General features: G+C 47.3%; 25 protein-coding genes. 11 read left to right on the forward strand and 14 right to left on the reverse strand.

The window, feature by feature from the left end:
• Nucleotides 1–4 precede the first annotated feature (4 nt).
• The gene (locus SPICA_RS00455) at nucleotides 5–409 is read right to left on the reverse strand and encodes a nucleotidyltransferase substrate binding protein (protein WP_013967576.1); all 405 of its coding nucleotides are present in this window, start codon (nucleotides 407–409) and stop codon (nucleotides 5–7) included.
• Nucleotides 394–723: a nucleotidyltransferase family protein gene (locus SPICA_RS00460; RefSeq protein ID WP_013967577.1), complete on the reverse strand. Its 330-nt coding sequence runs from the start codon at nucleotides 721–723 to the stop codon at nucleotides 394–396. Before SPICA_RS00460 ends, SPICA_RS00455 begins: the two co-directional genes overlap by 16 nt.
• Before the next feature lie 101 nt (nucleotides 724–824).
• Here SPICA_RS00460 and SPICA_RS00465 point away from each other — a divergent pair, with 101 nt between their 5' ends.
• The 3 genes from SPICA_RS00465 to SPICA_RS00475 all read left to right on the forward strand — a co-directional run bounded on the left by SPICA_RS00465 (nucleotide 825) and on the right by SPICA_RS00475 (nucleotide 3,144).
• On the forward strand, nucleotides 825–1,460 hold the full coding sequence (locus SPICA_RS00465) for an NUDIX domain-containing protein (protein WP_013967578.1): 636 nt from the start codon (nucleotides 825–827) through the stop codon (nucleotides 1,458–1,460).
• A 76-nt stretch (nucleotides 1,461–1,536) separates the two neighbouring features.
• Nucleotides 1,537–2,712, forward strand: coding sequence for an ATP-binding protein (locus tag SPICA_RS00470; RefSeq protein ID WP_013967579.1), 1,176 nt, complete (start codon nucleotides 1,537–1,539; stop codon nucleotides 2,710–2,712).
• A gap of 219 nt (nucleotides 2,713–2,931) precedes the next feature.
• Entirely contained in the window at nucleotides 2,932–3,144 is a 213-nt protein-coding gene (locus tag SPICA_RS00475) for a type II toxin-antitoxin system HicB family antitoxin (protein WP_013967580.1), read from the forward strand.
• A gap of 104 nt (nucleotides 3,145–3,248) precedes the next feature.
• On the opposite strand, the gene SPICA_RS14555 is transcribed toward SPICA_RS00475, so the two are convergent.
• Both SPICA_RS14555 and SPICA_RS00485 read right to left on the reverse strand, forming a co-directional pair.
• Entirely contained in the window at nucleotides 3,249–3,704 is a 456-nt protein-coding gene (locus SPICA_RS14555) for a DDE-type integrase/transposase/recombinase (protein WP_257720282.1), read from the reverse strand.
• 120 nt (nucleotides 3,705–3,824) lie between these two features.
• The gene (locus SPICA_RS00485) at nucleotides 3,825–4,226 is read right to left on the reverse strand and encodes a transposase (RefSeq protein ID WP_013967581.1); all 402 of its coding nucleotides are present in this window, start codon (nucleotides 4,224–4,226) and stop codon (nucleotides 3,825–3,827) included.
• Between the two features lie 257 nt (nucleotides 4,227–4,483).
• Here SPICA_RS00485 and SPICA_RS00490 point away from each other — a divergent pair, with 257 nt between their 5' ends.
• The gene (locus SPICA_RS00490; RefSeq protein ID WP_013967582.1) at nucleotides 4,484–4,768 is read left to right on the forward strand and encodes a type II toxin-antitoxin system Phd/YefM family antitoxin; all 285 of its coding nucleotides are present in this window, start codon (nucleotides 4,484–4,486) and stop codon (nucleotides 4,766–4,768) included.
• Between the two features lies 1 nt (nucleotide 4,769).
• Nucleotides 4,770–5,228: a type II toxin-antitoxin system VapC family toxin gene (locus SPICA_RS00495; protein WP_013967583.1), complete on the forward strand. Its 459-nt coding sequence runs from the start codon at nucleotides 4,770–4,772 to the stop codon at nucleotides 5,226–5,228.
• A gap of 157 nt (nucleotides 5,229–5,385) precedes the next feature.
• Here SPICA_RS00495 and SPICA_RS15645 read toward each other — a convergent pair whose 3' ends face one another.
• The 6 genes from SPICA_RS15645 to SPICA_RS00520 all read right to left on the reverse strand — a co-directional run bounded on the left by SPICA_RS15645 (nucleotide 5,386) and on the right by SPICA_RS00520 (nucleotide 14,753).
• Nucleotides 5,386–5,817 (reverse strand): restriction endonuclease, encoded by a 432-nt coding sequence (locus SPICA_RS15645; RefSeq protein ID WP_215904898.1) that lies wholly within the window; start codon nucleotides 5,815–5,817, stop codon nucleotides 5,386–5,388.
• Between the two features lie 5 nt (nucleotides 5,818–5,822).
• Nucleotides 5,823–8,417 (reverse strand): DEAD/DEAH box helicase family protein, encoded by a 2,595-nt coding sequence (locus tag SPICA_RS00500; protein WP_215904899.1) that lies wholly within the window; start codon nucleotides 8,415–8,417, stop codon nucleotides 5,823–5,825.
• A 12-nt stretch (nucleotides 8,418–8,429) separates the two neighbouring features.
• Nucleotides 8,430–10,331 carry a site-specific DNA-methyltransferase gene (locus SPICA_RS00505; RefSeq protein WP_013967584.1) on the reverse strand — a complete coding sequence of 634 codons (1,902 nt, stop codon included), beginning with the start codon at nucleotides 10,329–10,331 and terminating at the stop codon, nucleotides 8,430–8,432.
• The gene (locus SPICA_RS00510) at nucleotides 10,328–10,939 is read right to left on the reverse strand and encodes a DUF4391 domain-containing protein (RefSeq protein ID WP_013967585.1); all 612 of its coding nucleotides are present in this window, start codon (nucleotides 10,937–10,939) and stop codon (nucleotides 10,328–10,330) included. The genes SPICA_RS00505 and SPICA_RS00510 overlap by 4 nt, the downstream gene beginning before the upstream one ends.
• Before the next feature lie 4 nt (nucleotides 10,940–10,943).
• Entirely contained in the window at nucleotides 10,944–14,177 is a 3,234-nt protein-coding gene (locus SPICA_RS00515) for a helicase-related protein (RefSeq protein ID WP_013967586.1), read from the reverse strand.
• A 381-nt stretch (nucleotides 14,178–14,558) separates the two neighbouring features.
• The gene (locus tag SPICA_RS00520) at nucleotides 14,559–14,753 is read right to left on the reverse strand and encodes a hypothetical protein (RefSeq protein ID WP_013967588.1); all 195 of its coding nucleotides are present in this window, start codon (nucleotides 14,751–14,753) and stop codon (nucleotides 14,559–14,561) included.
• A gap of 390 nt (nucleotides 14,754–15,143) precedes the next feature.
• Between SPICA_RS00520 and SPICA_RS00525 the strand changes: the two genes are divergently transcribed.
• Entirely contained in the window at nucleotides 15,144–16,520 is a 1,377-nt protein-coding gene (locus tag SPICA_RS00525; protein WP_013967589.1) for an ATP-binding protein, read from the forward strand.
• Nucleotides 16,521–16,605: 85 nt separating this feature from the next.
• Here the strand turns inward: SPICA_RS00525 and vapC are convergent, their stop codons facing one another.
• Together vapC and vapB are read right to left on the reverse strand one after the other, a co-directional pair.
• A complete protein-coding gene (gene vapC / locus SPICA_RS00530) occupies nucleotides 16,606–17,001 on the reverse strand; it encodes a type II toxin-antitoxin system tRNA(fMet)-specific endonuclease VapC (protein WP_013967590.1) in 396 nt (131 codons plus the stop codon).
• The gene (vapB, locus tag SPICA_RS00535; protein ID WP_013967591.1) at nucleotides 17,001–17,231 is read right to left on the reverse strand and encodes a type II toxin-antitoxin system antitoxin VapB; all 231 of its coding nucleotides are present in this window, start codon (nucleotides 17,229–17,231) and stop codon (nucleotides 17,001–17,003) included. Before vapB ends, vapC begins: the two co-directional genes overlap by 1 nt.
• Nucleotides 17,232–17,423: 192 nt before the next feature.
• Here vapB and SPICA_RS00540 point away from each other — a divergent pair, with 192 nt between their 5' ends.
• The 5 genes from SPICA_RS00540 (at nucleotide 17,424) to SPICA_RS00560 (ending at nucleotide 23,837) form a co-directional block, all read left to right on the forward strand.
• Complete coding sequence (locus SPICA_RS00540) at nucleotides 17,424–18,791, forward strand: transglutaminase domain-containing protein (RefSeq protein ID WP_013967592.1); 1,368 nt, start codon at nucleotides 17,424–17,426, stop codon at nucleotides 18,789–18,791.
• 1 nt (nucleotide 18,792) lies between these two features.
• On the forward strand, nucleotides 18,793–20,808 hold the full coding sequence (locus SPICA_RS14560; RefSeq protein ID WP_013967593.1) for a hypothetical protein: 2,016 nt from the start codon (nucleotides 18,793–18,795) through the stop codon (nucleotides 20,806–20,808).
• Nucleotides 20,808–21,560: a hypothetical protein gene (locus SPICA_RS00550; RefSeq protein ID WP_013967594.1), complete on the forward strand. Its 753-nt coding sequence runs from the start codon at nucleotides 20,808–20,810 to the stop codon at nucleotides 21,558–21,560. Before SPICA_RS14560 ends, SPICA_RS00550 begins: the two co-directional genes overlap by 1 nt.
• A complete protein-coding gene (locus SPICA_RS00555; RefSeq protein ID WP_013967595.1) occupies nucleotides 21,557–23,428 on the forward strand; it encodes a nucleic acid-binding OB-fold tRNA/helicase-type in 1,872 nt (623 codons plus the stop codon). The genes SPICA_RS00550 and SPICA_RS00555 overlap by 4 nt, the downstream gene beginning before the upstream one ends.
• 184 nt (nucleotides 23,429–23,612) lie before the next feature.
• Nucleotides 23,613–23,837 carry a BrnA antitoxin family protein gene (locus SPICA_RS00560; RefSeq protein WP_013967596.1) on the forward strand — a complete coding sequence of 75 codons (225 nt, stop codon included), beginning with the start codon at nucleotides 23,613–23,615 and terminating at the stop codon, nucleotides 23,835–23,837.
• A 49-nt stretch (nucleotides 23,838–23,886) separates the two neighbouring features.
• Here SPICA_RS00560 and SPICA_RS14565 read toward each other — a convergent pair whose 3' ends face one another.
• Both SPICA_RS14565 and SPICA_RS00570 read right to left on the reverse strand, forming a co-directional pair.
• A complete protein-coding gene (locus tag SPICA_RS14565; RefSeq protein ID WP_013967597.1) occupies nucleotides 23,887–25,038 on the reverse strand; it encodes a GGDEF domain-containing protein in 1,152 nt (383 codons plus the stop codon).
• Nucleotides 25,039–25,158: 120 nt separating this feature from the next.
• Nucleotides 25,159–26,037: a YdcF family protein gene (locus SPICA_RS00570; RefSeq protein WP_013967598.1), complete on the reverse strand. Its 879-nt coding sequence runs from the start codon at nucleotides 26,035–26,037 to the stop codon at nucleotides 25,159–25,161.
• Between the last annotated feature and the right edge of the window lie 11 nt (nucleotides 26,038–26,048).

The following is a 26,048-nucleotide window of genomic DNA, read 5'->3' on the forward strand; positions in this document are numbered from 1 at the left end:
GCCCTTACTCCAGCCTCTGGATAATCCGCGGGAAAAAGCCCCTGTATTCGACAATTTGTTTATAGAGCTCTACAAAAACGGAATGATTGTAAATATGATTGCAGGAGTTACGGATATCCAGGGCGTGAAGGAACACATCAAGTTCATCATACTGTAAATACCCCAGCTCGAAAAATTTTTTTATAACCATTTTTGGGCTTGCAAGGTCGAACCCATGGATTTCATACAAAAATTGCTTAATAGTTTTCCAGCATATTTCAACGGCTATTTCAAATTTTTGCACCTGCCCGTTTTGTATAACATCGATGAGCTGGGCATCCAGCCTGGTAAGGTCGATGTCGAGGGCTTTCTCGAAATCTTGGACTGCGGCAAAACATTGGTTTCGTAAATTATCTAATTTTTCTTCCATATTATAGCATCCTTTTTCGCATGGATTACAAAGACCGGATCGGCATGGGAAAAGTCAATAACATCTATAGTATGGGGGATTGGGCTTTCTTCTAACCAGTCTTGCAGAGCAATTTTCAACCTTCTAAAGGTTTGGGTATCCAGCCCTTCAATACCAATATCAAAGTCTGAACTGCGCCGTGCCTGTTTTCTGGCTCGGGATCCAAAGAGGTATATGGTACAGGGTAACCCTGCACAGAGGCTGAGCACCCGTTCCCGAAGCAAGGCTTCATAGGCCTGTTCTCGTTCTGTATCAACATAGGCAGAATCGTTCATCAATATAAGTATAACCAAATAGGTGATGGTTAACCATAGTTTCTTTACCCCCAGGGGGATTTGCGGTGGCGCGGTTCAGGGGAATATGCTAGGATGGGCCCATGTCAGACAAACAGAATGAACAGGTACTCTGCGTAGCCCGCAGTGCCCTAGCCGAGCTCATCGATCTGAGCCAGGAATTATTTCATATTGATGAACATACAGCTTTTCAGGCGATGCAGCGGGGCGGTGCGGCCTTTATAATCCGCAGGCAGGCTGAGCAGGATCCTTCGTATAAACAGCTCATCCCCTATTGTATCCTGCAGGACCCGGAGGGGCGGTTCCTTTGTTATCCCCGGCAGGGAACGGAAAAGCGGCTCCATGGCTTATACTCCCTTGGTATTGGGGGACACATCAATCCGGAAGATGCAGTCTTGCAGGATGATCAGATTGATGTAGAGCGGACGGTCATGCGGGCCCTGGTGCGGGAAGCGTCGGAAGAAGCGGGCTTGCAGGGGCATGGTATGAAAAGCCAATTCCGGGGCCTTATTCACGAGGAGCGAAGTCCCGTCGGCATGGTGCACCTGGGCCTGGTGTACACCATACAAACCAGGAGCGAATTGCTTAAGCCGGGGGAGGAGTTGGCGGGCAGTCTCTGGCTCAGCCCTGAAGCCCTTAAGGAAAAACTGGAAACTGAATCGGCAAGCCTCGAAACCTGGTCCACCCTGGCCTTAGAGCTTATAGGGCAGGGGATGTAGAAAAATTATACATATTGAGTTTTCTAGTCCAGAAATGTATAGTTTTACATGATTGGGTTTATATAGGAGGCTCCAGATGGCAACCTACATTCGGCGCAGGATGGAAAGAGTAGCCTTGGACATGGCAAAGAGCTTTCCGGTGGTCACCATTATCGGTCCCCGACAATCAGGCAAGACAACCCTGGTCCGGAAGGTATTTCCTGAGTATGGCTATGTTAATCTGGAACAGCCCGATATACGACTGTTTGCGGAACAGGATCCTCGAGCCTTTTTAAAGCGCTATGCTCCACCGATTATTATAGATGAAATTCAGCGGGTTCCGGACCTGCTCAGTTATATCCAGGTTATGGTGGATGAAGACCGGACCCGTCGGGGCCAATTTATACTGACGGGAAGTCACCAAATCGGTCTCAGGGCGGCGATAAGTCAATCTTTAGTGGGGAGGACAGCGCTTTTGCGCCTGCTACCCCTCTCTGTGTCGGAACTGTATGACGCGGGTATTATACTAGACCGGGATGAGTACCTGTACCGTGGTTGTATGCCCAGACTGTATGAAGATGAGCTATCACCGACCATCCTGTACGGCCAGTATTATCAAACCTATGTTGAGCGGGATGTCCGGCAAATTGCTAATATCCGTAATATCATAGCCTTTGAGACCTTTATCCGGTTGCTTGCCGGCCGGATTGGCCAGGTAGTGAATATGAGCGATTTAGCTAACTCGACAGGGATGAGTGCCTCTACCCTTACCGAATGGTTAGGAATTTTGGAAGCCTCATTTATCATTTTCCGATTGCCCCCTTATTTTGAAAATTTTGGCAAGCGGCTCATCAAGTCGCCTAAGATCTTCTTTACCGAACCCGGCCTTGCCGCATGGCTCCTGGGAATACAGGAGGCCAGGCAAATCGGGATCAGTCCCTATCTCGGTGGTCTTTTTGAAAATCTCGTGGTTGTAGAAGCTCTGAAAGCACGGTTCAACGACGGCAAAGAGTCCAATCTCTATTTCTGGCGGGACAACAACGGCTTGGAAGCGGACCTGCTAGCCAGCAACTTTGGGGGACTTACGCCCATCGAGATTAAGGCATCAATGACCTTTTCAAAGGATTTTGGCAAAGCTTTTCCCCGACTCAGAAAAGCAAGCGATACTATTAAGGCGGGCTACGTCATCTATGCGGGAGACTTGGAGGCAGAAGTTTCCGGGACCCGGTTCATCAACTTTACCAAAACAGAAAAGGTCATACGGGAAGTTTAAGCACTCAAAATAAGTCAAGATATATTACGCCCACGTATTTTTTTATAGATAGAAGAAAGGTTTTTAATTACTTTTCGATCAAAGGGAAGACCGACTGACTAAAAGGTGTTAAAATATTAACTAGTTGTCGGAGCTGAACAAATGTGCGATAATTAAACTGATGTCCGTTGTAATCAGAACTTACAAAATGTTTCTTTGTTGATTGAGAGGTATTTGTTTATGATGTTTCATGTCATTCTGGAACAGGATGAAGATGGTTGGGTTGTTGCTGAATGCCCTGCATTGCCCGGTTGTATTTCGCAAGGTAAAGATGAAAAAGAAGCACTCGATAATATTCGTGAAGCTATACAAGCGTGGCTCTGGGCTGAAGATCAGAAATCGCTTGATGTTGTTCAACGATCCGGAAAAGAACCTATCCTTATCACCGTATGAGCTATTTACCAAGAATCTCTGGAAAACAAGCTGTACAGGCTATGGTGAGCCCACCTGTCAAGACCATTTTAAAGAAAAAATAAGGTGGATAAGAGGATGGGGGCTTAAGCAGTGAGAGCCTCCTCTGATGCTATGGCAGCTTTAAATGCCTGAGCATAGATTTCATCTGGTGTAGCATAGTCCAACGATTGATGGTACCGTTTACTGTTGTAAAAAGTTACATAGGTTTTTAGTCCCTCCTTGAGTTCAGTCATGGTTTGATAGTCTTTGATATAAATATCTTCATACTTGATGGTACGCCAGACCCGTTCCATGTAAATATTATCAAGAGCTCGATTTTTGCTATCCATACTGATACGAATGCCATACGATTCAAGGACTGAAATAAAAGCATCGCTGGTAAACTGACTCCCCTGATCCGTATTGAAGATAGCCGGGATCCCCCACTGTTTGATTGATTCTTCAAGGGAAGCTACACAAAAGTCCGTATCCATGGTATTTGAGACCTTCCAGGACAATATCTTACGAGAATACAGGTCGAGTATGACCACCAGGTACACAAAGCCCGTATCGATTTCCGTGTTACCCCCATATCTGCTAAGGCACGAGCTATTTTGCGATACCCATAAAACGGGTGAACTTTGAGCTCTTCCAGGATGGCATTCAAAATGGCAAGGTCTCTATCTTCGTCCTTTTCTACGGCCTTGTAGTAATAACTTGCTCGAGTTATTCCCAGTATTCGGCATTGCTCTCGTATCGATAATTCTGGATAGTCCGGTTCTATAGCGGCGGTTCGGTCCCGTATAATTGTTTGTACTTTTTTTTAAGAATTCGTTCTCTATCTGGAGCTTACCGATTTGCTTATACAACTCATCCTGTTTCTGCTCCATCTCGTGCCGTTCCGTATCCTTCCCTGGCTTTTCAAAGAGCACTTCAGCTCCTTCAAGAAGCTGTTTCTTCCAGAGGGTCACCATGTTTGGATGAACCTCATAAAGAGCTGCTAGTTCCTGGACCGTTTTATCACCCCGAAGGGCTTCGAGAGCCACCTTCGCTTTAAATGCCTTATCGTATCGTTTCCTCATGTTGGTAGTTTACTCCTGATTCGCAGGTTGTTTCTGTACTCCTACCACCTTATTGCTAAGCAGAAATCCCTTCCAGCTTTTGCTGGAGGGGATTTCTGCATACAATAAATATTCCTTGCGCAACCAACAACCCCGCAACTTGCTGCGGGGTTGTTGATTTTTACATTTTTTTGGCCCAGTTTCCAGGGCTCATTATATACGGCCAGAGGGTAAAAATAGAATTGACAATGTAGCCATTGTGGCTATATATTATAAGTATGATTGCAGTTGGCGTAAGAGAATTGAAGAATCAGCTTTCTCAGTACCTACAATATGTTAAGCGTGGTGAGAAGGTGCTTATTACAGAACACAATCGGGTTATAGCAGAAATCTCCTTACCTGTAAAAGAGGTTTCGAATACGGATGTAGAGATGGAGTTGGAAAAACTAACTGCCGTTGGAAAGTTGATTAAAGCAAAAAGAAACAATTCTATTCAGTTAAAAACAGAAACGCCTACTGGTATTGATTGGATTTCAATCTATAAAGAAAACCGAGAGTCTTAATATGTTATATTATTTTGATTCAAGTGTTCTATTAGCAATTCTCCTTGACGAAAAAAGAAAAGATAAGGCATTGGATTTATGGAATGAAGCTTCTATACGGGTGAGTTCAATTTTACTAAAATTAGAAACAATTACAGTTTTGAGGAGAACCTTTGAACATAACAAAACAAAACTTGAAACAAACTGGATTACAAAGAAAACTGCTGAATTACAAGAATTTTTAAAAGAAGTCAACTTTAGAATCATTGATGAAGATATTGAAAATATAATTGTACTAAGGAAGGAAATCGCAAAATGCAAAACTCTTGACGCTATACATATTGCTACAGCGTTAGAGTTTAGCAGTTTAATCCCTGCATCAGACTTATATTTTTATACATTTGATAAAAATATGTCAGAACTTGCAAAATCATGTAAGTTCAAAATCAATAAATTGGAAGAAGACCATTTCATTCAATAAGTGCTGTAACGGAGCCTATCCTTAATTTTGTGTAAACAGCAATTATCATAGCGATACCCGATCGCCATAAAAGATACTGAATTGATGCATTGCCGTACCAGTTTTTGATACCAGGTCTTCTTTTTGTCTTATACGGGGTCATGGTATCGGTTACGAATTATCCATGTACCAGTTCCCACAGCTTTTCGTAACTGCTTACCACGTCATACTTCACATTCTCGCCACTGATGGCACGGAAATGTTCTCGTGCGCAATGAGCTTTTGCTTCCTCTATTTTGCGTAACTCCAGGGATGACATATCACCCTTCGTTTCTGCGACAAAATAGATGTGTTTTACCTTGCCCTCATAAAACGCAATCGCCCAGTCGGGGTTGTACTTGCCAACGGGCGTGTTGATATAAAAGCCCTTGGGCAGTTTTACATAAATTTCGACTTCCTTACTGTGTGCCTCCAGCTCTGTAGCAAAGTCGCGCTCATTTGTTGAGTCGTAGATAACGTAGTCATACAAATGCCGTTTCGCTTCTATAGCGTTTACACCCAAGGCTCCTTTTTTAAGGTCAGGTTCAGTAAAAATATTTGTGCTGAACACGGCAGTCAGTTTGTCGTATGTGATATGCTCAATAATCGCTGTAGCTTTCTGCTCGTTGATAATGTTTGCCGCACGAATGATAAATTCCTCGGGGTTATACACCCGAACTGTTCAAATACAGTTTTTTCAATACCAGCTAGTATGTTAACTACGGCTTTTCGAGTAAGTCCGGTTTCTGAAACGATGTTACCAACCAAGTCATAATGAACCGAACTGCTCGCTTTCATTTCCCTGTATGAAGGAGCTTCCTCTCGGATCATTTCGGATCGTATAAAAGCCGTTCCTGCTTGCAATTGATCTTTGGACTCAATAGTCTTTGTCTGTTCGCCTTTCTCAACTCTGAAATAAATCTTGGATACACGCAGTCTGGAATTGAGCTCTGTAATTGCCTTTTTGATTAGCTCTTCCTCGTTGAAGCTGACCGTGTAGTAGCTTTTGCTATTAATACGGGACCAGAGTTCCTGGAAAGCACGGCTGTTCATCTTATCCTTGTCTAGCGTCACATCGACCGTGTTTTTGCGAGCGTTCTCTGGCTTAGTTATGTTAGGATCGTAGATGGAATCCAGTATAGAGACAACTTCAGCAATTCTCCCTTCCGCTTCCACAGGTAACTTCAGAGTGCCGTTCTTCTTTTCCTCATAATATTTATCAGTAAGTTCACCGCGTCTTACATAGCCATTTTCTATAAGACTTTCATAGATTGCAATTGCAGTCTCTTCGCTGAACTTCTCCTTAAACAACTTTGCCTCAACTTTGCAAGGCCTGTCAGCGACCGCCTCGGCAATCTCGCTTTGCAAGCCTTTGGCGAAACTGTCATAGCTTTCATTGGCAATAACGGTTAGCACATTGACATTGTGTATCTCGTCGTGAGAGAGGATATTCTCATCCATACGCTCGCCGTTTTGATTGACGGCAAGGCGCAGGCCGCGACCGACTTCCTGACGCTTGCGAACATCGCTGCCGCTTTGCTTTAGTGTGCATATTTGAAACACATTCGGGTTATCCCAGCCCTCACGCAGGGCGGAGTGGCTGAATATGAACCGTACAGGCTCATTACGGTCAAGCAGACGCTCCTTATCCTTCATAATAAGATCGTAAGCATCGGCATCGTCGGATGTGCGCTCCTTCTTGTCGTTAAGCTCGCTGTCAATCATTCGACCGCTTTTCTTGTCTATGGAAAAGTATCCGGCGTGTGTCCGTTCGGCGGGTATGCCGTCCAGGTATCTCAAATACTCCTCCGAATCCTCAAGCTTAAGCCTCATATTGCCGATAACGGACTTATATTCTTCCTCAAAAATCTGCGCGTACGCGCCGCCCATGGCGTTGCCGTGTGCGTCATACTGTTTGTACTTTGCCACCTCGTCAATAAAGAACAAGGACAAGACCTTGATTCCTTTGGTGAAAAGCTGACGCTCCCGCTCGATGTGGGAGAGGATTGTTTCTCTTATTTGAATGCGGCGCAGCTGCTCTTCGCTGACCGAGCCTATAACGTCGCCCGCAAAAAGCTTTTTACCATTTGTGAACTCCACAGACGAATCACGTCCGTCAATCCGGAGAACAGTGTAGCCATCTTTATACTCGGCAAGTTCGCCGGAGTTCTCGTATAAACTGTAACCCTCGCACACCACGCGGGAGGCTTTGCGGATTCCCGTACCGCCCTTTACGTCAAACTCAATGGTGGCCGTAGGGTTGCCCTTGGAGAGGTTGATGCTCTGTACATAAACATACCCTTCCGTGGCGGTGTTTCCCGAAACTGATATACCTTTGACGGCAATCTTCTTAACAAGCTTTTTGTTGTAGGCTTCTATCGCGTCAAGGCGGTAAATCATGTTATATACGCTGTCCGCGCGGTGGGTTGCCGAGTAGCGCAGCGTAAACAACGGATTGAACTCCTTCAACCGCTCTTTTGTAGCCGCGCCCTCGACCGATTGCGGCTCATCGATAATGAGTATCGGATTTGTTTTCGCTAAGATATCAATGGGGCGGCGGGAACGGAATTCATCCAGTTTCATATAAATACGCCTTGCGTCCTTGCCTCTGGCATTGAACGCCTGGCTGTTTATGATCATCGCATTTATCGCGCTGTCGGAGGCAAAACGGTCAATCTCGGTAAGCTGAGAGGAATTATAGATGAAGTAACGTATTTTCTTTCCATAATCCTCGGTAAAATGTTCCTCCGTTATTTGGAACGACTTATACACTCCCTCGCGGATAGCGACGCTTGGCACGACAATGATGAATTTGCTCCACCCATACCGTTTATTCAGTTCATACATCGTCTTGATATAGGTGTAGGTCTTGCCTACGCCGGTTTCCATTTCAATGGTTAGGTTATACCGCCCTTCAAGTTTTTCAGAGGGCTTTATCTGCCCCGCCCGTTGAATAGCTTTTATATGCTCCAGGATCCTGTCGTCACTGATAGCCACAGGCGCGTTATTAAAACCCTTCTGCCAATAAGAGGGGTCAGAAAATTCGTTCACATTATCCAAACCGGGGTCGATCATATAAGTCGGCGCGTGGAAGGGCTGGCCTGCAAACACATCGCATACGGCATTGGCCGCATCAGACTGGAACTTTTGGTGCCGGAATTTCAGCTTCATCGTCGCACCCCTTTATATAACTTTGACCGTGGTATTCGGCGAAAGAAGTTTGAAAATTTCAAACACGTTTATTTTCTCCGGGGAACTGGTAAAGCTGCTGTCCCGGAACACGGCGCGGAGGGGCTGGCGGCTTGCAATTTCGCGGATTGCCTTTTCGCTGATACGTTCTTCAAAGCAGGCGATCAGGTCACCGCCGTTGTAGGTATGGACGGTGAAACCGTCAATCTTCTCGTGGGTGTGGGGCATGGACAACGGCAGACCCCAGTCGAGCAGACAACCGAACAGCAGGTCCATATCGTTTCGTTCGGGCTTGATATTGCTTAACAGATTGGAAAGCATTTCCTGCGTGTAGTCGCCCGCCGCATAGTAGACGTCGTTCATGTTCGAGTCGTCGAGTTTAAGGACGCGGAAGCCGATGTCCAGATTTTCAATGCCGGGCTTGTCCTTGTTTTCCGTTTTGATTTTATCCCCGGCGCGGCGTATGCGCTCCTTGCCGATTTCGCAGATGTTTTTATAGCCGGCCTTGGCAGCTTCCGTACCCTCGGCGCACACCTCCGGCAGCTGCACCATGATAAACTTCCGTTTGCCCCCGTCCTCTGCGTTAAGCTGCATTACTGCGTGAGCTGTGGTGGCGGAACCTGAGAAGAAGTCGAGAATGATTGAATCGTTATTTGTGTACAGCTCAAATAGCCGCTTGACTAACTCAACGGGCTTGGGATATGTGAAAACCGCCTTTTCATTAAACAGCTTCTTCAAATCCTGACTTGCCTTTTGGGAGTGTCCTACATCTTGATGCTTCCATATTGTCATCGGGGTTATACCTTGTTTAACTTCTGATAGAAACCTTTTTATCCTTGGCACACCATTTCCATCATCACCAAAATAAATTCTATTGTCTTTTAGAAATTCTGCAAAACGTGTTTTATTAAGTCTCCAACTATAGCCGCTCGGAGGCATAACTCTGCGACCAGATGGTGTTACAATTTCATATATATTATTTTGAATAGCTGGTCCTACCGACAAGTCAGCAGAAGCCCAGTTCCCGCGAGGGTCATTATCTGGATTTGAATAGCGGTTATCTGCTTCTTCACTTCGCGGTAATCCATTACAAATCAGATTATTAAAATCTTTAGCGTAACAGATGATGTAATCATGGCTTTCTGAAAAGTGCTTTTTTAAATTTACAGGTGAAAAAGCACGTTCCCAAATAACACTCGCGACAAAATTACTTTCACCGAAAACCTCATCGCACATCTTCCTTAATTGTGCAACCTCATTGTCATCAATACTAATAAAGATAACCCCATCAGGCGTAAGTAGATTCCTCGCCAGCACCAACCGTGGATACATCATACTGCACCAGTCGGAATGAAAGCGTCCGTTGCTTTCAGTATTGCGAAACAGGCGGTCGCCGTCCTCGTCGTACATGCCCGCTTCTTCCTCGTAGTCTTCTCGGCTTTTTGCAAAATCATCACGGTAAATAAAATCGTTGCCTGTGTTATAAGGCGGGTCGATATATATCATCTTCACCTTGCCAAGATAGCTCTCCTGCAAAAGTTTTAATACATCAAGGTTGTCGCCCTCTATGTAAAGGTTCTCGGTGGTGTCCCAGTCGCGGCTGCCGCTGCTGCAATAGGGCTTTCCCGTACTGTCTGCACCGGTAGGAGTAGTTTCATCCTTAACAATAGGGCGAAGCGTCTTGCGGATAGGTCTGCCTGCCTCGGCAATGGCGGCGCGCTTGCCCACCCAGGTAAACTCATAGGCTTCGTCTTTGAATATTTCCTCGCCCACATAGGAGCGCAAAAGGTCTACATTCACCTTGCCCTCGGCAACCACGCCGGGGAACAGCTCTGCAAGCTTCTTGCGGTTTTCGGCGGTAAGGTTCGGGGTCTCAAATTTCATTTTATCCATCATCTTAATTCCTCCAGTTCTTTTCTTAGCCGTTTCAACTCGCTGTTTAGTTCAACCTGCCTATTAAACTGTTTCTCCCGCAGGACTTTCTTTTCTAACGCGGCGATATCACGTTCGAGTTTCTGTCGCTGTTTATCTCTTTCAACTGCCTTGGCGATGTCATCCTCGGCGTCGAGCCGGCCGCCCGCAATCTGCCGCGCCAGATTCTCATACACGGCATCCAGATTCAACCCCTCAAATTTCAGCGTGAATCCCTCAAGCGTAAACCAGTCCGTGCTGTAGAATGTGCCGGAGGCTTCCATCCACGCCTGCGCCTCGCCTTCAAAGGTCAGTAGAAACAGAATCTTGTACGGTATCGCCTTAGCTATGGCGGGCAGGATGCGCTTGTCCAAAGCCTTTTGCCTGAGGGCGATCTCGAAAATTTGAATTTCCTCGACTTTCTCCCCGGCGGCTACGCTCATGGTGCTGTCGGCCAGTTTGTTCCGCCAGACCACCGACTCTATCTGGTCTTTTATCATATCCTTTACCGAGGCAGTCAATGTGGCGTTGGCGTAAAGCTTCTCTTTTGCCACACGGCGGTTTACCTCGGTGGAACGGGGTAATCCCAGCATATGATTACCTCACTACAATAAAACAGACTAACTCGAAGTCTTCCAATCCGTCAATGCGGGTATCAAGAGCGGTCGTACCGCCCGGACTGAACAGGCTGTCAATATCGCTTTCCGCTTTTACTTCCACGATAGAGTTGATCGCATCAGTCAAGAGTGAAGAAACTCTTCGCATATCCCGTCCGTCCTTTGTTTCGGCGTTGAACTCACGGCAAACGTCCATAACAGGGGTGCTTCTGCCTTTGCACAACAAGCGGATCTTATCGAGCAGTTCTTTAGGCGAAAGGTGGTTGCAAACGACTTCGCCATCCGCTCCTATGTATACCATATAAAATGGGTGTAGGCGGTTTTGCTTATCGATGTTTACGCTGTTGTTGCGGTTCTTGAGAATGAACACGACGCCCGGGGGACAGTCCTTGGAAGCCGGCACTACGGCGTGAAGCCCGAATGGTACGGTGTCCATATCCCCGTGGGTCTTTACATATTCAAGAAGGTCGAGCCGGAATTCATTCAGCCCCAAATCCATAATCGAAATACCCGACTGCATATCTTCAATATTCACGACCTCTTCCTGAAGCCGTTTGAGTTGTGCCTTGCGGTATTCGAGGTCGCCCTTTTCTTCTTCATTTATTAGGTCGTCATCGCCTGTGGCGGTCATTATCGAAATGCGCATCCTTGTTTCGACTCGCCCTTTCAGAGAAAGATACTCGTCCAAATCCACATCCGGCCAAAAATTCACAAGCTGAATAACGGCGTTCCTACTTCCAATACGGTCAATACGTCCAAATCGCTGAATGATACGGACGGGGTTCCAATGGATATCGTAGTTGACACAGTAATCGCAGTCCTGAAGGTTCTGCCCTTCCGAAATACAATCCGTCGCTATAAGTACGGAGATGTCGTTCCGATTGTTCGGCATCAGCAAGTCTTTGCCTTTGGAAATCGGTGAGAAAAGGGTTAAAACTTCGTTCATCGAGGCACGCTGCCCCTTAATCGTTGTCTTACCCTCAACACTTCCCGTGACCATTGCAGAGTCAAGTCCAAAACGGGTCTGCACAAAGGTACTCACGTGAGTGTAAAGGTATTCAGCGGTATCGGAAAAGGCAGTAAAAATTAGGATTTTGCGGTTACCCTCGTTGATTGGTTTTGTTATTTTTTCCTGAATCAGGCTGAAAAGAGTCTGTAGTTTTGTATCATGTTCCGGTGTAATGTCATCTAGTAATATTTTGAGCAATTCCAGCGTTTCGGCGTCCTCCGCAATCCTGTCCCGCCAAGTCTTATAGTCCATATCGGCAAGGTCAATCTTAATACTATGTTCTGCAGCAAAGTAATCTGTGTTACGGTCGTCGTCATCAAAGTCCGCTTCGTCGCCTGCTAACTCACGACCGTTGATAACTGAACTGCCTCCAGCAATGAAAGCGTCAATTTCGGCGATAGTGTTGTCAATAAGTTTCTTTACACGTCCGACTGTGAGCCGGAAGGACTCAACTGAGCTTTCAAGCCGTTTGAGAAGGTTGATGCTCATCAGTCTGCGGATACCCATTTCGCGGCCGACACGGTTGATGTTTCGGGAGGTATCCACATACTTGTTAAGCTTGCTTGGAAATATGAAGTCTGTAGGTATGTACACCGAAAGGTTCAATCTCATAAGCTGTTCGTAAATGTCGTTGTAATTTATCGCACTCGGCAAATCTGTCATGCGTGGCCGCAGTGAAATGGGTTTTAAACGTTCGGGGAAAGAGCCTATCTCGTCCATGTTGTAATACTTTTCTATGTGCTTTCGGGAACGTGCAATGGTTACGCTGTCAAGAACTTTAAAGAAGTCAAAGTCGAGGGCTTTAAGAAGCGCATCTGTAGTTCGTTTGCCTTCCTCCAACTTGTTCCACTGGTTAAACACCTTCTGGGCATTACGGAAAATCTCATCGATAAATCGTTTCGTTCCCAGACGATCATTGATAAGACTTGGGTTTCCCTCATAGGCGAGTTCAAGTTGATTTCGCAAGTCAATGAAGTGGTTGTTTACTGGTGTAGCCGACAGCATGAGAACCTTCGTCTTTACACCTGCACAGATAACGCGGTTCATAAGACGAAGGTAGCGGTTCTCGCGGCGGTCTTCGCCATAGACCTCTCCGCCGTTTCTAAAGTTGTGTGACTCGTCGATGACCACAAGGTCGTAGTTGCCCCAGTTCAGCCTATCAAGGTCAAGCCCGTTTGATGTGCCTCTATCCCTCGAAAGGTCAGTGTGAAAAAGCACATCATAACGAAGGCGGTCGGAGGCTATGGGGTTGTTGATATAATTGTCCTTGAATGTATTCCAGTTGTCAGACAGCTTTTTAGGGCAAAGCACAAGCACGGAGCGATTGCGGTTTTCATAATATTTAATGACAGCAAGGGCGGTGAATGTTTTCCCTAAGCCGACACTGTCCGCAAGAATGCAACCATTAAATGTTTCTAGTTTATTGATAATAGCCAAAGCGGCGTCTTTCTGGAAAGTGTACAGCATGCTCCAGATTTTGCTCTCTTTAAATCCGGTCGCCTCGTTTGGCAGAACATCCTCTGAAATATCTTCCAGGAATTCATTAAATATGTTATAAATCGCAACAAAGTAAATAAATTCAGGCGCATTTTCGTTGTATGCTGCTGTTATTCCATCAATAACCTGTTCGGTTACGTCCTGCATCAGGTTCTTATCGTTCCAAATCTGCTCAAACATTCGAATATATTCATTCGATACAGGAGTAAATAGTTTGGTTACTGGATTGATGATATTGTTGCCCCGTTCACAACCTAAATCGGCAGTCGTGAATCCATTTAATGGCATATAGGTAATGGGTTCCGATCCTATAATGTTAATAAAACTGGAAATGTTCCCGCCAGTCAGATTCGAGCGGAATTGTACTTTCTTGCGAATCCACTCGGCGCATTCACGAGCAATGGCCTTCTGAGTCAATTCATTACGAAGTTTCACTTCGAACTCTGTACCATAGATAGAACGCTCGCGATTAAGGCGGGGTATGTAAAATTCCCGCTTTTCTTTAGGGGCTTTTTCTCGTAAAAATGTAGGGGAAGTAAAGATAAAGCGCAGTTCTGCGATATCATCAAGCTGCTTCTTGAGTGCCTGGTAGGCATAGATGGAAAAACAGGACGATGCTATGGACAGCTTATCACCCTTTTTTATTGTGACCACTAAATCATCTTTAATTGTTTTGCTAATATTATCGAACATTTCTGGCATTTGCATAATGAATGCTCCTTTGTAGAACCTTTATTTTTATATTTAATCATGCGTTTATATAAGAGATTTTATATTTATACCTCGTTCTTGCATGGAATATCCTTTTAAATAGTCTATACATTATCGTAAAATAGTAAGCGAGGGGGTATATTAAACTTATTATTCTACTCACAGGTCCGATATTTGGATTTTTCACTATTTATAGTTTTGATCAAATAGTGTATCCTTAAATTATTATGTAAAGGTATCTGATACGATCTAATCAATATAGTTTATATTTGCAATAACTAAACTATCTTTGTTATCAGGAAGTTTTGCTTTTCCTGATTGTAAATCTAAAAAAAAATCGTCCTCCTCTTTCATCTATGTTACTCAAAAAGTATAAGGTTATTTTTTAATAAAAGGATAACCTTCTATATAGACACGATCTTCTTCATGGTTATAACCAATTCTTTTATTAATCCATACCTCTTCATTTGGATTACAAGAGATACTTACCGGTGATGCTTTAATTCTATACTTAAAAACAAAACGTTGTATCTCATCTTTCCTTACATTAATTTTAATTGGAACTATTGTCATATTTACCTCCATATTACACAAGGTAAACCCTTTTTTGGTGATAAACATAAGAGTCCGGGAATAGAGAGAAATAGGGTAAACCAAGTTTCCATGGTAAACATCTTATGCAATCAGCAAATTTATGATAATTTATGATTAACAAATTTGCAATTAAATATTCATTAAACATTTATCTTGCAACTGGGCTCTTTTGCCATCCTATTCAAGGACTTTAAGTTAGGCATCGTTCGTGTCATTTTATATCCTTCCCGGGCATCACCATCCGGTTTATCAATAATCGGCCGTTACAATGGTTTTTACCTTGATTTTCATCAATATATAGACATATTTACCCCTTAAAATGACAATTATAAGTGGAAAATAAAGGTTATTTTAGCTATACTTTATAACATGAAACGGTATGCGTTGGATGATTTACGAATATGGAAAGAAGCTCCCAACAGAAAGCCCTTAATCCTGCGGGGAGCACGACAGGTAGGCAAAACGGAGTTGGTCAGGATCTTTGCCCGTGAATGTTTTGAATCCTTTATTGAAATCAATTTTGATGAACATCCCAGCAAGAGCACATTTTTTGAGGAAGAAGACATCAGAATTGTATGCAAATACATCGAGATTGATGCGGGTATAAAACTTGTACCTGGCAAGACATTGCTATTTTTGGATGAGATCCAGTCCGTTCCGCAGGTTCTTGCACGGCTCCGTTACTTTTATGAGCGCATGCCGGAGCTTCATGTTATCTGTGCAGGGTCACTTCTGGATTTTACATTGGCAGACCATGAAATCGCTATGCCCGTGGGTAGAATGGAGTTTATGTTTCTGGGGCCGATGACTTTTGGTGAGTTCCTTCATGCACGCGAACAGGTGAGCATTGAGGAATACCTTGCGGGGTATCACATTGGTCAGGATATTCCTTTAGCTCTGCATAAAAAAATTCTTGGATTATTACGTGAGTATCTATTAATTGGTGGTATGCCAGGAGTAGTTAAGCGATATATCGAGTCAGGTTTGGATTTTGAATCTGCGGCCCGGGAACAACAGGGAATTTTGCAAACATTTTATGCTGATTTTGGCAAATATAAGCGAAGGATAAATGTTCCCTTTATACAAGACCTTTTCAGGAAAGTTCCGCTCAACATAGGTAAAACAATAAAATTTAGTTCCCTTAATCCGGACGTAAGGTCGGTTGTTGTTCGGGAAGGATTAGAATATTTAGAAAAGGCCCGGATTATCTACCGGGTTTTTCATGCCGATGCCAACGGAATACCCCTTGGGGCTGAGCTTAATCACAATTATTTTAAACTGCTCTTTTTGGATGTAGGACTTGTTTCGTCCCTGCTCGGTTTGCGTTTGACCGATTTAAGACCTGATACGGATTATACACTGGTGCATTCCGGCTTAATTGCAGAGCAGTTTGTAGGTCAGCATGTATTGTATAGCCCAAAGCGCTGGATGGAGCCAGCACTTTATTATTGGAACAGACCGATTCGCGGATCAAGCTCGGAGGTGGACTATCTTATACAGTGCGGAACCCGGGTGGTTCCGGTTGAGGTGAAGGCCGGTAAGACAGGCAGATTAAAGTCTTTGCAAATGTTTGTACTGGAAAAAAGGCCCTCTCTGGCCCTCCGTTTTAACAGCGATGCTCCTTCGGTGATTCATACGACGACAAGTGTTGCAGGCAGGGAGCCCCAAGATTTCTCCTTGCTTTCCCTCCCACTCTATCTAGCAGAACAGACCCAGCGTCTTCTTGATGAGTATTTTGAGGGGTAGGAGGAAACGGAAGGGGCAGAGCGAAGCGACAGCATAAAATGTGATAACAGGAATTGTCAGGTTGAATTGGTTGTTGGGCGAATTCTTAATTCCAATCTTCAATTTTGATTCCATCTACTCTGATGAATTCATTTGTATTATTTGTAACAAGGATTAATTTCTTAGCTATTGCCTGTGCCGCTATTTGCATATCATATGGACCTATTAGCTTCCCTTCTTTCTTTAATTTTGATCTTATTCTCCCAAATTCTTTTGCATCTTCATCATCAAAATCCAATATTTTAAAAGGTGCTAAAAACTCAACTAAAGAAATATGGTTTTTTTCAATGTTTTGACTATTAAAAACTCCAAAATACAATTCAGCAACTGTAATACTTGATATATATAAATTCTGGTTAATTACTTGATGTAAATGATCTAATACCTGTTTCGGTTTTTTGTTCTTTATAAAAATGCAAATATTTGTATCGAGTAGATACATTATAAACCATCTCTTTCTTGCATAGCTGGTTGTTCTCTTCCATCAGCCATAAAGTCTTCTGTGAATCCATTTAAACCTTCAAGAAAAGTCTCCCAAACACGATCTTTGGGGAATAGAATCACAGCCTCTCCAACCTTCTGGATAAGAACATCATTACCTTTGAAGTTATATTCTTTCGGTAGTCTTACTGCCTGACTACGGCCATTCTGGAATAGTTTAGCGGTTTGCATGTGTTCCTCCTTCCTTTAGTATATATCTTGATATATACCTCCGTCAAGCAATTTTATAATTTCTGAGGTGATTTTTATTTGTTCATTCCCTCCCCGAGGGTCCGTTTAACATCATACTTATTATACCCCCCCCTATAATCGCCCCCTCCCTTCATCTTGCCCTGGCAAGAAAAGCGTTTTACAATATGTTATATGGAAAATAGTAAGCCGAAAAAATCTGTTGTTGAGCGGATTGGAGACTTTTTTGCGGTGGCGGGCTTGCTCGCCTTTCTGGTGCCGGCCCTGGCGGCCTTTGGAATCGGTGCGCCCCTGACCTGGGTTCAGCGCGGCCTGGGGGCCTTTGGCGAAAGTGGGGCCCTCCTCCTGTATTTTATCGGTGCCTACCTTATCGCGGCCCTCTTTGGAACGGTGGAGCGGATCCTTCCAGTTCTTTCCGGGTTGATGACCGGGCTTCTCCTTTTTGCTGGAGCCTTTGAGGTTCCCTACCTGACCGGTATCCGTTCGGCCCTGTTCCGCTTCGCGCCCTTTCAGGAGGCAGCCCCGGCCCTCTTTGCGGGAGCCCTGGCGGTGATCGTCGGGAATCTCATGGGCCGCAGTCCTAAAACTAAAGCTATCCCGGGACTTCTTGTTCCCTTTGTAAGCGGTATTGCCCTTCTCATTGTGCTTGCCGCCTGGTCCCCCTTTACGAAAAGCACCCTGAACCTGGATGCCTCCAGTGTGGAGCGGGCCATACAATCCATATCCGGCACCCTGGGCAAGGAATATGTAAACCCGGAGGTCGAGAAGGCGGTCCGCCAGGTCATGGAAGAAAAAAACAAGACCCTGGCAGAAAAGGAACAGGCCCTTAAGGAATTACAGGAACGGCTAGAGCGGACCGAGGCGGACAAAAAAGCCCTGGAACGTTCCTTAAAAGACAGCGATCAGCTTTCCAAACAGCTCGAGGCGGCAAAAAAGGCTCTGGATGAGATGAAGGGCCGCCTGGAATCCCAAGTACCCCTCGTGCAGGGCGGCCGCTATGATCAGGCGGTACAGCCCGCGGATCCCTTAGTGCGGGACTTTGCCGTAAAGGCGGCCAGCGCCGCCCCGGGGCCCTGGGATAACCCCCAGGGAAGCCGAATCCCTAACGACGCAGGAGCTCATCAACTTGTATTGATCCATGGAGCCATCTCCCGGAATTGGAAATATGTGAGCGACCCTGCGGTCTCATGGACTGATTACACTTCCCCTGCAAAGAGAACCCTCGCCCTGGGTCTGGCCGGGGACTGCGACGATTACGCGGCCCTCATGGCATCCTGCATCATCGCCGTGGGGGGCAGAGCCCGGATCGTCCATGGTGTTAAGGGCAACCAGGGCCACGCCTGGGCCGAGGTCTGGATTGGCCAGGGGGCAATGGCCGAGAGGGTGCTTTCATCGGTAGCCCGCTTTACAGGCCGAAACCCGGGACAGCTTGCGGTGAGTGTGGATGCGGCTACGGATAACCGCTGGCTGGTGCTGGACTGGGAACTGGGACGCTACAGCTTCCCCGCCAGGACCATAACCATAGCATGGACGAGCGATTAATATGAAAGATATTACCATTTTTGGAAAAACCTACGAGTTTCCCATCATTAAGGATGAGCGGCTCTATCAATTGCAGGATGCTATTAAAGAACACCGGGAAGTGCTCGAGCCGGAGGATGCCAGGAAGGGCTTGCTCTCTATTTTTGTGAAACGGGAACCGCTAAGTCCCCAGGAACGGCTAGAACGGATGGAAAGCCTCGTGGCCAATTACGATGAGTTAATCAACCTGCTCCGTGAAAAGATAAGCGCCTGTCATGAAGTCTTTGACCGCATGGGGGAGGGTGTTCAAGCCGAGTTTCAGCGTAAACTGAAAGAACTGGAAGAAATGGAGTTGGGCCGGCAAAGGCTGGTGGAAGAATATAAAAAACAAGGCTTTACCGATGCGGAAGCCATGTTTGAGCCCCAGCGGCAGGGAATCCGCGACATGGTAACCAACCTGAGCCGGGCTACGATACTCATCATCAAAAAATTGCGCCATGCCCTGGATGCTCTGGAAACCCTGGCTTCGGATGATGAAAAACAGCGGAGTACCTATGAAAAATTAAGAACCAATGTAGTGCTCTACCGGGAGACCTACGAATATAATGAAAAACTTAAGAACATGGAAAAAGAATTAGCGGAGCTCACCCAATTTGCTTTGAAATTCGACAAATTACTGCGGGATAACCTGGGCCCCCTGGGAATGCTCGTAGAACAGATCAGCTCCATCGACAGCCGGCTCAGCGAGAGCCTGGCTGATATAGAAAAGCTGTCGGCCGAATTGGAGCAGGGAACCTTTAGTTCGAACCTGAACCTGGTGTCGGATCGATTAATTTCTACTATTATTTCGGGCCGGATGCGATCTGAGGTGGTGGATGATATTCTTAAAAAAATGGCCGATCCTATTTCGGATGTCCAACAGATCGATTTTGATATAACCCTTACCGAAACGGTTTCTGATTCCCTCGATTTTAAGGCCCTGGCAGAAAATATGCAGATCCTGGTAGAGCGGGGTATCCACGATCTTTCCATGGTAGGAAGTTCCGCCCCTGGGGTTACCGCGGCTGACGGTGCGGCGGCTGTCGATAACGCGGCTCAGACTGCGGCTGACGAGACTGCGGCACAGGCGGAACCGGCCACAAATACTGCCCCAGAGCAGGCCGCTCCGCAAGAAACACCCTCAGCGCGGCCTGCTTGGGTGCCCCCTGAACCGCGGGCAAAACAAAGCGCTGGAGGTGAGCGGGCCTACCGGGCGGCCATAAGCCGGGCCAACCCCACGATGATTCTCTTTTTGCTGGACCAGTCGGGCTCCATGGAACATCATTTTAGTGGAGGATATTCCCGCGCCGCATATCTGGCCATGGTGGTGGACCAGGCCATAGAAGAGCTGAGTGTCCGCTGTAATAAGGCCGATGGTATCCGGGATTATTTTTATATTGCCGCCCTTGGATATGGGAATGATGAAATCCGCACCGTTATTGGCACGGAAAATACACCCTGGGTGCCAATTTCCGTTCTGGCCCGCTCTCCCCGGGAAATTTACCGGGACGGGGATGGCATACCCCATCCCCGGTGGATTCTCCCCCAGATGCAGGGCAGTACCCCCATGCGGGCCGCTATGGAAAAGGCCTGCTATGTGGTGGCCGACTGGTGCGAAGCCCATCCTGCATCCTACCCGCCGACGGTCATCAATATTACCGATGGGGACCCCACCGATGGCAGTCCCGAGGAGGCCGCGGAGATCCTCCGGAAGCTCCACACCGATGATGGGGAGGCCCTGCTCTTTAACCTTCATGTGGGAGAGCCGGGGGACGGTTCCCAAAAGAATGTGGTCTTTCCCGGCACCTCCGATGGTCTGGGTGAGTACGGCAAACTTCTGTACCGTATGTCCAGCCCCTTCCCGCCCCATCTGCGGGATGCGGCTATCGCCGAGGGCTTCAGCATCAGCCCCACCGCCCGGTTCTTTGCCTATGGGGCTGAGGCAAAGCTGGCAACCCGCTTCCTTAACCTGGGAACTCGGCCGGCGAGGATGACCTGATGGCCGCGGTCGGTCGCTGTTTTACTTTTCCCGTTCATGGCGAAACCGGGGAAGACCGCTGGGCCTGGGCAAGGGCGCCGCAGGGTGCTTCCTGCTATGTCCTCTGTGATGGGGCAAGCGAAAGTTTCGATGGGGCGACCTGGGCGGGAACCCTTGCCCAGGTGCTTGCCCGGGGGCTCCTCATGGCCGGTGCCGAAATAAAAAAGGATGCGCAGCGGGAGCACCAGCATTTCATCAACCTGATTAAAGAAGCCCAAAAAATATACGCCCAGCAATCCCAAATGCTGGTTCCTGGCGAGCTCGAGTGGCTGAATCGGCAGGCCCTGGCTCGAGGCTCCTGGTCTACGGTGCTGGCCCTGCGCTTTTCTCCCCACAATTCCTATGCGGACCTTTGGGCCCTGGGTGATACGATGCTCTTTTTGCGGGATGGGGATCGCGTTGTGGCTTCCTTTCCTCTTTTGGAGGCTAAGGCGACACCGGATAACCCGCTTTTGGTACCGAGCCGGGGTACGGTCCCCTCCGAGTGGTGTCGCAGGCGGCTTAATCTGCGTGCTTTACATAAGCCGCGATTGCTTCTTACCACCGATGCGCTGGGCTATTATATGCTTGCCCGCCCTGAATCGGAACGGCTTTTGCTCTGGGACTTCTGGTCCCGTGCTCCGAAGGAAGCATTAGATTCCTGGTTGATGAACGAACAGCGCCGCGGTGCCTTGCCTTCCGATGATTGTACCTTTTTGGAGCTGTTGCCATGAGCGGCTGGCCGAGTCTTCAGGAGTATAACCGGGCTCTATTGAATAGCAGTGAAAACCTGCGCATTTCGGGCCTCTCGGACCTCCGGCTTGAGCTGAACAACCTGGGCCTGCCCAATGCCCTTTCGGGGGGCTTTGCCTACATTTACCAGCTTTCCTATCGGGGCGGGAAAAAGGCCCTCCGGCTTTTCCATTCGGTGAGCCAGGACCGGCTCCCCGCCCTGCAGAAGGCCTACACCCTGCTCGGTACCCTGCGCAGGACCGCCGACGCCCTTTCAGACCATTTGGTCGAAGCCCTCTGGATATCCGACTGTCTAAAGGTTAATGGAAATCTTGTGCCTGGGGTCGTCATGGATTGGGTCCAGGCACCAACTTTGGGTACCTGGTTGGAACAGAATTACCGGAATGGTGAGGCCTTGAACCGTTTGCGATACCGGCTGGCACAACTGCAGGGGGCCTTGGAGACTCAGCAGGTGGTCCATGGGGATATCCAGACGGGGAACCTGGCTGTAAGAAGTGATGGACATATTCTTCTTTTAGACTATGACGGCTTTCAGCAGGCGGGATCGGAGTACCGCTCTTGGGAGCAGGGCCATATTCACTTTCAGCATCCTGACACCTTCAGTACCTGGACCGCCGGTGGGGCGGTAGGATCTGGGACTGCAGGGGCTGGGCCATCCGGCTTTGTGACTGGGGTGGAGCTCTCCCGGATACAGGCCATCGATAGGTTCCCCTTTATCGTCATCGATCTGGGTCTGGCTTTGCTCGCGGCACAGCCTGCACTGTTTGACCAGTTTTGTCAGGGCGAGAACATTGTCTTTACCGCCGACGATTTTATCGATCCCCGGGGGAGTGCCGCCCTGGCCGCCCTGGGTACGGTCCAGGAACTGGAGGGAGCCCGAAGCGCCTTTTTGAGCATCTGCGAAGGGCCTGCGTCGGCGGTCCCGAGTCTGCGGGACTTTCATGAAGCCTGCGGTATCCATCTGACCGAAGCAGGGCAGGTAAGAACCGGGGCGGTGCAATTCACCGTAGAAAAACCCTGGGAGGGGGAAAAAGCCGGTGAACAGGAAACGGTAGGGCGTAAAAGGCGGAATCGGGCTTACCGCAGTGTGTACCCGGTCTATGATGGGCGGAACTTTCCCCTGGGGAATAGTGCGCCGATGGGCCAGAAAATTGAATTGATCGGCAAGGTCCGTGAGGTAAAATACGGCTTTACCAAGTACGGGAAGCCCTATGCCTTTGTTAATTTTACCGACTGGAAACAGGATGGAATAAAACTTATTTTCTGGTCCGAAGATCTGGAGGCCTGCCGGGACCGGAAGCCCGATGTTACCTGGGAGGGGAAATGGATAAGTGCCATCGGTCTTGTGGATGAGCCCTACAAAAGTCCCAAATTCAGTACCCTGCAATATTCCATCACTATCCATGAACCGAATCAGATCAGGTTGATTTCCGAATCCGAGGCCCGGCGGCGGCTTAAAAAGCATTCCGGCATCGATATGGAGGATTATGATGACGAGGCCGAGGCTGAGGACGAGGCGGAAATTGCCACCGATCCTTTTCTGGGCCGCAGTCCCAGCTTTAGCTCAGGCATATCGGGAAACGCCGCTTACGGGTTTTCCCGTAGCGGGTCAGCTTCGACGGGCACCAAAAAACCGAGCAATGCCGAGCTCTTGCGTCAGCTTTCCAGACCAGCTTCCCCTGCGGCAGAACAGCCCGCCACGGCATCGAGCAGGCAGACCGGGCCCCAAGATGTATGGCCCTACAACACCCTATCGAAGGAGCCTGAAAGTAAAAACCACGGGTGCCTGTGGTTTGTAATTGGTGTCATTGCGGTTGTTCTGTATATATATCTAACGGGCAGGCATTAAAGGGGTGGGCAGGTATTCCCTTACTTCTGCATCTTGATTTTATCAATATGTGTACATATGTTGTATGTATGAAGGAAAAATTCTAATTTGCGATTGCTAGTTGTTTGTCATTGCTATCGTGAGTTCGATTCAGTGATACGAATAATTTCAGCTAGAAAAGCCTCAGCAAAGGAGGAGAAAGTATATGAACGATATAGAAATGCGTGAAGAATATGATTTTGAAGATTCCATCAAGAATCCGTACATACCCAAGCTTAAGAAGCCCATAACTATACGGTTAGATAATGAAACTATTGTTTATTTTAAAAAATTGGCAAAGGATTCTGGTATTCCATATCAGACTTTGATGAATTATTTCCTTACACAATGTGCAAAAGAGCACAAGAAACCTGAGATAATCTGGAAATAATCTATTCTAACTTCCTCAGTCAAAATTAAAAATAAATCTTATGCTTTCCTTATCCCTGTGCTGATTTGTGAGCCATTTTGTCAGCGTACATCGCGGCATCGAGGCGAGTAAGAAATGAATCTGCATTGGTATCGATAGCAGGGTCATAAAGTGCTGAGCCGATACTGAAGGAAAGGCGGAACTTTCGGTCTGTTCTGGCCGTATGAGCGGCTGCGAGGGTGTTCAAACGGTCAGACACTTCAATTAAGGTTTGTTTCCCTGCCCCTGGAAGCAGTAGGACAAATTCGTCGCCGCCATAACGGGCTACAAAATCATCTTGCCTGACTGCGGAACGCAGGATGTCTGCGGCTTCTTCGAGGGCCTTATCCCCTGCTTCGTGGCCAAAGGTATCGTTAATTTTTTTAAAATCATCAATATCGATGAGGATGCCCCCAAAATATTTGCCCCCCATGCTCCCCTTTACCAGGTGCTCCAATGTTTCGTCGAGACTGCGTCTATTGGCGGTTCCCGTCAGATGATCAATCCCACTTCTTTTCCGTTGGATATTTAAAATTGCCGTAACCAGGAAAATAGTTGCTGTTGGCCATATAAGGACAGTACCGTAGAACATGACCTGAAAGACAGCGGCCAGTACCATAGGAAGGGGGAATGCAAGGAGGGTAAGACTGATCCTGGTACTTGTCTTTTTTCTTCCTGTTATTACGGGTACAAAAGAAAAGAGGGTCAAACTAAAAACAAGTGTGGCAAATACTGGAAAACCAGGACCCCTGGAGTACCTATTAGTTTCATCTATAAGAAATAAGAATCCGGTGAGGGGGGTTAAAAGGGCCACCAGGGCTATGAACCCGTTAAATAACACAAGGGGACCTATAAACTTGGTAATCCTCTCCTCGCTGTGGTTTGTTTGATAATCAGCGTAGAGAATATAGAGAGAAGTTGGCATGGCATGGAATGCGTAGTATAGTATACTCGCTGTGTATAAGCCTATCCGTGCGGCGAGTCCGGGGATACCGTCCAGGAGCCACATAGCCAGGTCTGTTATAAGCATGATAATTGTTGCGTAGATGAACGCAAGGAAAAGCCGCAGATCGAGGCTATGCTGGTTATTGCGGCTAGACGATGCACGATGTAGCGACTCCACAGCTATAAAAAGGATGATGATACAGAGCAGATTGATTTCGATTCTTAATACTGTATCCACCTATAGCCCACCTATTTATTCCCCGTGTCAAACTACTGTAAACCATAGTACGAAAATAGGGGCAATTCAAGAAGAACAGAGTTCCATATTGATGAACAGCTGGGTCTTTACAGCCTGGCCCTAAATTCTGCCTAAGAGCCGGTAGTAGGCGAGGCCTATCCATTCGCGGATGAGTCGGGTGGTGCGTTGGAGGGCCCAGGGGTCGGGAAAGAGGTCTGCAGGAAGGAGCAGGGGCTCGGCCTGGCTGTCTACCGAGAAGGGCTGAACATCTAAGCCCTGTTTGCGGCAAATGGCCATGGCCCGGGGTAGGTGCCAGGCGGAGCTTACCAGGAGTACCGGTGCCTGGTCAGGCCTACCGTCCGGACTATGGTCTGCTGTTCTGTCTGATACTTCAGCGCCAGCGGTATCGTTCTTTGTGTCGCGTAAGGTTTCGAGGATGGCCTTGCTGTAGATGATATTTTCATAGGTGTTTCGTGATTTTTCTTCTATAATAACCACATTTTTTGGCACCCCCATGAACTCCAGTAGTTCTGCCATATAGGGAGCTTCCCGCTGATCGGGAAAGGTTATGGATCCGGAGCCGCCGCTTGCGATGATCACTGGGGCTGCTCCGGCCCGGTATAGGGCTGCCGCTGTAACAATTCGTTCAAAGCTGTCGTTCGCTTCGACCTGCCCAGGCTGTGAAGCGACGGGATCCACAGTGCCGCCCAGGAGCAGAATCGCCCGGTAGGGCCCCCGGGCGGTGAGTTCATCTAACGTGGCTCCAGTAAAGGACCGGGGAATTTCGTACCATTGGGAAATGAGCCGGACGACGAGGGGTAGCGAAACGACACTGGTGCCCAGGATGATGCAGAGGCCGATACGACGCAGCCAGATCTGGAGCCTGTTCCGGGGCTTTAGGACAATTAAGGCCCAGAGCGCAAAACCGAGGCAGACCGGCAGGGGCGAGGTAAAGAGGGGACGCAGGATTTTAGAAATGTAAAATAGTATGGTCCCCATGTTGCATCATT

It is taken from the genome of Gracilinema caldarium DSM 7334, from assembly GCF_000219725.1.
Taxonomy (GTDB): domain Bacteria; phylum Spirochaetota; class Spirochaetia; order Treponematales; family Breznakiellaceae; genus Gracilinema; species Gracilinema caldarium.

Bases quoted from the DNA above. Each gene is read 5' to 3' on its own strand.
- SPICA_RS00455 (WP_013967576.1), bottom strand. From the start codon at position 409: ATGGAAGAAAAATTAGATAATTTACGAAACCAATGTTTTGCCGCAGTC.
- SPICA_RS00460 (WP_013967577.1), bottom strand. From the start codon at position 723: ATGAACGATTCTGCCTATGTTGATACAGAACGAGAACAGGCCTATGAA.
- SPICA_RS00465 (WP_013967578.1), top strand. From the start codon at position 825: ATGTCAGACAAACAGAATGAACAGGTACTCTGCGTAGCCCGCAGTGCC.
- SPICA_RS00470 (WP_013967579.1), top strand. From the start codon at position 1,537: ATGGCAACCTACATTCGGCGCAGGATGGAAAGAGTAGCCTTGGACATG.
- SPICA_RS00475 (WP_013967580.1), top strand. From the start codon at position 2,932: ATGATGTTTCATGTCATTCTGGAACAGGATGAAGATGGTTGGGTTGTT.
- SPICA_RS00485 (WP_013967581.1), bottom strand. From the start codon at position 4,226: ATGAGGAAACGATACGATAAGGCATTTAAAGCGAAGGTGGCTCTCGAA.
- SPICA_RS00490 (WP_013967582.1), top strand. From the start codon at position 4,484: ATGATTGCAGTTGGCGTAAGAGAATTGAAGAATCAGCTTTCTCAGTAC.
- SPICA_RS00495 (WP_013967583.1), top strand. From the start codon at position 4,770: ATGTTATATTATTTTGATTCAAGTGTTCTATTAGCAATTCTCCTTGAC.
- SPICA_RS00500 (WP_215904899.1), bottom strand. From the start codon at position 8,417: ATGAAGCTGAAATTCCGGCACCAAAAGTTCCAGTCTGATGCGGCCAAT.
- SPICA_RS00505 (WP_013967584.1), bottom strand. From the start codon at position 10,331: ATGATGGATAAAATGAAATTTGAGACCCCGAACCTTACCGCCGAAAAC.
- SPICA_RS00510 (WP_013967585.1), bottom strand. From the start codon at position 10,939: ATGCTGGGATTACCCCGTTCCACCGAGGTAAACCGCCGTGTGGCAAAA.
- SPICA_RS00515 (WP_013967586.1), bottom strand. From the start codon at position 14,177: ATGCAAATGCCAGAAATGTTCGATAATATTAGCAAAACAATTAAAGAT.
- SPICA_RS00520 (WP_013967588.1), bottom strand. From the start codon at position 14,753: ATGACAATAGTTCCAATTAAAATTAATGTAAGGAAAGATGAGATACAA.
- SPICA_RS00525 (WP_013967589.1), top strand. From the start codon at position 15,144: ATGAAACGGTATGCGTTGGATGATTTACGAATATGGAAAGAAGCTCCC.
- vapC (WP_013967590.1), bottom strand. From the start codon at position 17,001: ATGTATCTACTCGATACAAATATTTGCATTTTTATAAAGAACAAAAAA.
- vapB (WP_013967591.1), bottom strand. From the start codon at position 17,231: ATGCAAACCGCTAAACTATTCCAGAATGGCCGTAGTCAGGCAGTAAGA.
- SPICA_RS00540 (WP_013967592.1), top strand. From the start codon at position 17,424: ATGGAAAATAGTAAGCCGAAAAAATCTGTTGTTGAGCGGATTGGAGAC.
- SPICA_RS14560 (WP_013967593.1), top strand. From the start codon at position 18,793: ATGAAAGATATTACCATTTTTGGAAAAACCTACGAGTTTCCCATCATT.
- SPICA_RS00550 (WP_013967594.1), top strand. From the start codon at position 20,808: ATGGCCGCGGTCGGTCGCTGTTTTACTTTTCCCGTTCATGGCGAAACC.
- SPICA_RS00555 (WP_013967595.1), top strand. From the start codon at position 21,557: ATGAGCGGCTGGCCGAGTCTTCAGGAGTATAACCGGGCTCTATTGAAT.
- SPICA_RS00560 (WP_013967596.1), top strand. From the start codon at position 23,613: ATGAACGATATAGAAATGCGTGAAGAATATGATTTTGAAGATTCCATC.
- SPICA_RS00570 (WP_013967598.1), bottom strand. From the start codon at position 26,037: ATGGGGACCATACTATTTTACATTTCTAAAATCCTGCGTCCCCTCTTT.